This is a genomic window from Flavobacterium sp. PL11 (assembly GCF_035985025.1).
Classification (GTDB): domain Bacteria; phylum Bacteroidota; class Bacteroidia; order Flavobacteriales; family Flavobacteriaceae; genus Flavobacterium.
Map to the genome: position 1 here is coordinate 82,355 of NZ_JAXCIA010000018.1, position 6,318 is coordinate 88,672.

8 protein-coding genes and 1 tRNA gene are annotated in these 6,318 nt (G+C 32.6%); all 9 read left to right on the top strand.

Annotation, left to right across the window (positions count from 1 at the left end):
- Nucleotides 1–37: 37 nt before the first annotated feature.
- The 9 genes from RCH18_RS10835 to RCH18_RS10875 all read left to right on the top strand — a co-directional run bounded on the left by RCH18_RS10835 (nucleotide 38) and on the right by RCH18_RS10875 (nucleotide 6,239).
- Nucleotides 38–256, top strand: a complete 219-nt coding sequence (locus RCH18_RS10835) for a PspC domain-containing protein (RefSeq protein WP_326936778.1) — start codon at nucleotides 38–40, stop codon at nucleotides 254–256.
- Between the two features lie 79 nt (nucleotides 257–335).
- A complete protein-coding gene (locus RCH18_RS10840; RefSeq protein ID WP_326936779.1) occupies nucleotides 336–2,006 on the top strand; it encodes a sodium:calcium symporter in 1,671 nt (556 codons plus the stop codon).
- Nucleotides 2,007–2,024: 18 nt separating this feature from the next.
- Nucleotides 2,025–2,189 (top strand): hypothetical protein, encoded by a 165-nt coding sequence (locus RCH18_RS10845; RefSeq protein WP_326936780.1) that lies wholly within the window; start codon nucleotides 2,025–2,027, stop codon nucleotides 2,187–2,189.
- 35 nt (nucleotides 2,190–2,224) lie between these two features.
- Nucleotides 2,225–3,082: a ComEA family DNA-binding protein gene (locus RCH18_RS10850; RefSeq protein ID WP_326936781.1), complete on the top strand. Its 858-nt coding sequence runs from the start codon at nucleotides 2,225–2,227 to the stop codon at nucleotides 3,080–3,082.
- A gap of 172 nt (nucleotides 3,083–3,254) precedes the next feature.
- Nucleotides 3,255–4,424 (top strand): acyl-CoA dehydrogenase family protein, encoded by a 1,170-nt coding sequence (locus RCH18_RS10855; protein ID WP_326936782.1) that lies wholly within the window; start codon nucleotides 3,255–3,257, stop codon nucleotides 4,422–4,424.
- A gap of 156 nt (nucleotides 4,425–4,580) precedes the next feature.
- Nucleotides 4,581–4,775 (top strand): 30S ribosomal protein S21, encoded by a 195-nt coding sequence (gene rpsU / locus RCH18_RS10860; protein ID WP_072993116.1) that lies wholly within the window; start codon nucleotides 4,581–4,583, stop codon nucleotides 4,773–4,775.
- A gap of 67 nt (nucleotides 4,776–4,842) precedes the next feature.
- Nucleotides 4,843–5,754 (top strand): tyrosine-type recombinase/integrase, encoded by a 912-nt coding sequence (locus RCH18_RS10865; protein WP_326936783.1) that lies wholly within the window; start codon nucleotides 4,843–4,845, stop codon nucleotides 5,752–5,754.
- 17 nt (nucleotides 5,755–5,771) lie between these two features.
- A complete protein-coding gene (hpf, locus tag RCH18_RS10870; protein WP_326936784.1) occupies nucleotides 5,772–6,074 on the top strand; it encodes a ribosome hibernation-promoting factor, HPF/YfiA family in 303 nt (100 codons plus the stop codon).
- Between the two features lie 91 nt (nucleotides 6,075–6,165).
- Nucleotides 6,166–6,239: transfer RNA gene (locus tag RCH18_RS10875), tRNA-Thr, on the top strand.
- Nucleotides 6,240–6,318 lie beyond the last annotated feature (79 nt).

Sequence of the window (6,318 nt, forward strand, 5' to 3'; positions counted from 1 at the left end):
CCAACAGCCAACAGCCAACAGCCAACAGCCAAAAACAATGATAAAACTTAAATTCTTTTTTGAAAAACATGGTTTTCATGTTTCGTCTCGGTTAGCTGATGCTTTAGGGATGAGAGCTAGCAGTGTGCGAATATTTTTTATTTATATTTCGTTTGTAACGGCGGGACTTGGTTTTGGAATCTATTTAACATTAGCATTCTGGATTCGATTAAAAGATTTAATTCGTGCAAAGCGAACTTCTGTATTTGATTTGTAAAAACAATTAACATTTTATTTACATTTTAATTATTTTTCGATTGTTTTATTATCTTTGAAAAATAACATAACACATATATATGTCAGTAAAAGTTGATTCATGGGGTTCACGTGTTGGACTCATACTCGCCATGGCTGGGAACGCTGTAGGTTTAGGAAATTTTCTTAGATTCCCAGTGCAGGCGGTGCAAAACGGTGGTGGAGCATTTATTATTCCTTATCTGATTTGTTTTCTCGTAATGGGAATTCCTTTATTATTTATCGAATGGTCTTCAGGGAGATATGGAGGTAAATTTGGCAATCACAGTACTCCTTACATCTTGGATTCAATGGTAAAAGGTAGAATTCTTAAATACATTGGTGTGTTTGGTATTTTTACTAATATTGCCGTAGCTGCCTATTATTGTTATATTGAATCATGGACAATGTCCTATGTTTATCATACCTTAAGAGGAACATTTGATGGAATGAGTCAAGCTGAAGTTGCAGGTTTTTTTAATTCTTATACTGATATAGCATATTCCACTACTGGAATTCCTTATGAAGCAGTTGTCTTTTATGTTATTTGCTTACTATTGAATACCTATATTTTATCAAAAGGAATAGGAGGAATTGAAAAAGTTGCCAAAATTGGTATGCCATTATTAATACTATTTGGAGTAATATTAGCCGTTAGAGGGTTAACGCTTGGTACCTCTGGTGCTTCGGATATTTTTCCTAATGCAAACGCTTGGGATGGTTTAAATTTTCTTTGGACACCCCAATATGAATCAATACTTGATTTAAAAGTTTGGATGGCAGCTGCGGGACAAATTTTCTTTACCTTATCGGTCGGCATGGGAACTATTCATTGCTATGCAGCATATATTGATTCTAAAGATGATATTGCTCTTAATGCGGTTTCAGCGGGATTTATGAATGAATTTGTTGAGGTAGTACTTGGAAGTTTAATTGTTGTTCCTATCGCCGCAGGTTATTTAGGATTGGATTGGGTTCTTCAAAATGCCGGTTTTGGAATGGCATTTCAAACGATGCCGTACTTATTCCAGCAATGGGGACCCGCTTTATCAATTATAGCAGGAGTATGCTGGTTTGGATTATTGTTTTTTGCGGGTATCACATCATCATTAGCGATGGGCACTCCATGGATGGGCTTTATGAGAGATGAATTTGGATGGTCTAAAAATAAAGGAGCATGGTCTTTTGGAGCAATGATTCTAATTATAGGATTACCAACTGTTATTTTCTATAAAGAAGGTGTTTTTGATGAATATGATTATTGGGCAGGAACAGTGAGTTTAGTAGTTTTTGCAATGTTAGAAACAATATTATTCTCTTGGATTTTTGGAATGGATAAAGGATGGAGAGAAATTACTAGTGGTGCTGATATTAAAGTGCCTAATATTTATAAATTTATCATTAAATACATTACACCAGTCATGTTGATTATCATATTTTTAGGTTCATTATTTAAACCTTTAGATAATAAATGGTCAGAAAATGTTAGTAGCTTTGTCACTGGTAATGGTTGGACTTTAGATAATGGCTCTATTATAAAAACGGTGATGCATGCAGGAATTAGAGATCAAATAGCATTAGCGACTGATCCCGTTTTGATTGAACAATTACAAGACAAAATACTATATCTAAATTTGGCTAGAATTTTACTAGTTGGATTATTTTTATTTATTAGTTCATTAGTTTACATTGCGTTTATCAAAAGACGTAGAGAGGGTAGAGCAACACTTTAAATTTAAAACACAATTCAAATGAATACAGAAGCAATAATAACTATGGTATTGACTCAGGGAATTGTAACTGCTCTGGCGATCTATTTTTTCTATAAAGTGTTAACTATTCCACCTAAGCAAGAGCCAGACACTTACAGTGAAAATGATGATGAGGACGTGAGACAAAAGTCTGAAATGAAATAAATAGCTTCAATATGAATAAGTTTAAATCTCTTTTTATGTTCACTAGTGATCAACGAAAAGGGATTTTTGCGTTACTATTACTAATTGTCGTGCTTCAAGTTACCTATTTTTTTGTTGATTTTTCGGTTTTGCCAACTAATAATCCTCAAAAACAGCAGTGGTTATCTCTTCAATCACAAGTGGACTCGATGAAAAATATCGATAAAATTAAGGATAAGAAAATCTACTTATTTAATCCAAATTTTATCACTGATTATAAAGGTTATAAATTAGGTCTGTCAGTTGCAGAAATCGACCGTTTGTTAGAATTTCGTAAAACTAATAAATACGTCAATTCTGCTGAAGAATTTCAACAGGTTACTCAAATTTCTGATTCGTTATTAAAAGAGATATCGCCGTTATTCAAGTTTCCAGATTGGATCACCAATAAAAAGCCGTTTAAGAAATTTGAAAATTATAATGTTCAGGCTTTCGCCAAAAAAGAAAAGACTGTCGCCATTGACATCAATACAGCGACAAAGGAAGATTTGATCAAAATTTATGGAATCGGAGAGGCACTATCAATGCGAATTTTAAAACAAAGAGATATTTTAGGAGGTTTTATTTCGATGGAGCAGATGAATGATGTTTGGGGTTTGTCACCAGAGGTCATTGAAAATTTAAACTTAAATTTTAAAATCACAACACCTCCTATCATCAAAAAGATTGATATTAATAATGCGTCTTTAAAAGAACTTTCACAATTTTATTACTTTAAATATCCGCTGGCAAGAGAAATTATCACGTATCGAAGTATGAATGGAGACTTTAAGAATATTGAGGATTTAACAAAAATAAAGGGTTTTCCTGTTGATAAAGCAAAAATAATTACTTTATATTTGGACTTTAATTAGAAGTTCGTAATTTGGTAAAGAAAAAATAATCTAAGTATAGAATTATAAATAGTTTTACACTATAATTTAAATTAAAATATGGGATATAATAAAATATCCAAAAACTAATTCGCGGATACAAAGTAGTACTTTGTGTTTTTATTAATTCAATACAAAAAAATATAGTAGTTATATGGAATCAATTTATTTCACAGAAGAGCACCAATTATTTAGAAAGAGTTTAAAAGAATTTCTTCAAAAAGAAGTGGTGCCTCATATTGAGAAATGGGAAAAAACGGGAACAATAGAGCGTTTTATTTGGGAAAAATTTGGAGAAATGGGTTTCTTTGGAATCTCATATCCTGAGGCTTATGGCGGTTTAAATTTAGATTTATTTTATACCGTTATTTTACTGGAGGAGCTTCAAAAAATTAAATCCTCTGGTTTTGCTGCAGCAATATGGGCTCACGCTTATTTGGCAATGACACATTTAAATGCCGAAGGTGATGAACGAATCAAACAAGATTATTTAGTGCCCAGCATTGCCGGTAAAAAAATAGGTGCCTTGTGTATCACAGAACCTTTTGGGGGTAGTGATGTCGCAGGGATGCGCACTACTGCTGTAAAAGATGGTAATAAGTACATATTAAATGGTTCAAAAACGTTTATTACAAATGGAGTCTATGCTGATTATTACGTAGTAGCTGCAAAAACAGATCCAAGTCAAGGTAATAAAGGAATAAGTATTTTTCTAGTAGATACGGCAAGTAAAGGGATTTCAGCAACTAAACTAGATAAATTAGGTTGGAGAGCGTCGGATACTGCCGAAATTGCATTTGATAATGTAGCGATTCCAGTGGAAAATTTGATGGGAGAAGAAGGTAAAGGTTTTCCTTACATCATGCAACATTTTGCATCGGAGCGACTGATAATGGCTATAAATGGTCACGCTCGGGCTGAATATGCAATTGATTATACAATAGAATACATGTCACAACGCGAAGCTTTTGGCAAAAAAATAGATAAATTTCAAGCCTTACGTCACAAAATTGTAGAACATGCAACTGATGTCGAGCATTGCAAAGTATTTAATTATGCTGCTGCAGCGCGATTAGATAAAGGTGAATATGTGGTTAAGGAGGCAACTATGGCTAAATTAAAATCAACTAAAGTCGCTGATGAAACAATTTATAGTTGCTTGCAAATGTTAGGAGGTTATGGTTATATGGAGGAATATCCATTAGCTCGTTTATTAAGAGATAGTCGTTTAGGGCCAATTGGTGGCGGAACTTCTGAAATCTTAAAAGAGATTTTGTCTAAAATGATAATTGATAATAAAGATTATAAGCCAGCTGTAAAATAACACTTGTTCTTACGTATAAAAATAGCCAATTCATTATTCTTGAATTGGCTATTTTTATTAGTCATTACTCATGTTTCGAAATAATTTGAAATTCATGGTCTATAATCCAGAAGTTTGATTACTTTTGCACACTTAAAGAAAGGGGGTGTCTATATTATGTTAATTATACCAATTAAAGACGGAGAAAATATCGATAGAGCGTTAAAACGCTACAAAAGGAAATTTGATAAAACAGGAACTGTTCGTCAGTTAAGAGCACGTACTGCTTTTATTAAGCCTTCAGTAACCAATAGAATCAAAATTCAAAAAGCGGCTTATATCCAAAATATGAAAGATAACTTAGAGAGTTAGTAGATTCCATTAAATAAAAAACCGTTAGTCATCAAAAAATTATAACTTTGATGCTAACGGTTTTTTTATGGCTACAAATCAAGACGCATTTCGAGATTATCTTCAATTCGAAAAAAATTACTCTCCTCATACAGTAAAGGCTTATGGCGATGACCTTACCTCTTTTGAGGTATTCAATAAGACCCATTTTAATGAAGAAAATATAGATCAAGTAAATTACAATCAAATTAGAAGTTGGATTGTTTCATTAATTGATACTAAAATTTCAAATGTGTCTGTGAATAGAAAGGTGGCTTCCCTAAAAGCGTATTATAGATTTTTACTTAAAACGAAACAAATAGAAATTAGTCCTTTACTAAAGCATAAGGCTCTCAAAACTTCTAAAATTATCCAAATTCCATTTTCTGAAAAAGAAGTTGATGCTGTTTTGCATCAAGTTGATCATCCTACTGGCTTTGAAGAAACTAGAAATAAGTTGATAATTGATTTGCTATATACTACGGGTATTCGAAGAGCAGAATTGCTAGGTTTAAAATTAGTAAATATTAATATACCAAATAAAACTATTAAAGTAATAGGCAAACGAAACAAAGAGCGTATTATTCCTGTCTTACCAATAATTAGCACTCAGCTTTTTCAGTATTTAGGAGAGAGAGATTCACTAGATGTTATAGTGGACCAAGACTATTTCTTCTTGTCAAAAAAAGGCGTTAAATTAAACGAATCTTTTGTTTATCGTTTAATAAATAGTTACTTTAGTACTGTGTCAGCGAAGGTAAAAAAAAGTCCCCATATTTTACGACATACCTTTGCTACACATCTATTAAATAATGGAGCGGATTTAAATTCTGTAAAAGAGTTATTAGGACATTCAAGTCTTGCTTCAACGCAAGTTTATACGCACAATAGTTTGTCTGAACTAAAAAACGTATACAAGAATGCTCATCCACGTGGAGAAAGTGATCTAAAAAATAAGTAATAACTAAAAATAAAATTATGAAGGTAAATGTTCATGCAGTTAACTTTACAGTTGACAAAAAACTGGTAGATTTTGCACAAGTGCGAGTAGATAAATTAGAAAAATATTATGACAAAGTAGTCTCGTCAGACATTTTTTTAAAAGTAGAAAACACAAGTGACAAAGAAAACAAGATTGCTGAGATAAAAATTAATGTTCCTGGAGATGATTTTTTAGTTAAAAAACAGTGTAAGACATTTGAAGAGGCAATTGAACTTGCATGTGAATCTTTAGAGCGCTTATTGCTAAAACGTAAAGAAAAAATTAGTTCACATATTTAAAGTAAATTTTATTAAAAAAATGTTTTGATTGAGAGATAAAATCTCTACATTTGCAGTCCGTTAGAAATAGCGGACTTTTTTTATTGAAATTGCCAGCGTAGCTCAGTTGGCTAGAGCAGCTGATTTGTAATCAGCAGGTCGTGGGTTCGAGTCCCTCCGCCGGCTCAAGAAAAGGAAATGGTGTCGCAAATGATCTTCTTCTTTAAATCCGAAAGGACGAGAAGTTTATCCCGAGCGAAGTCGA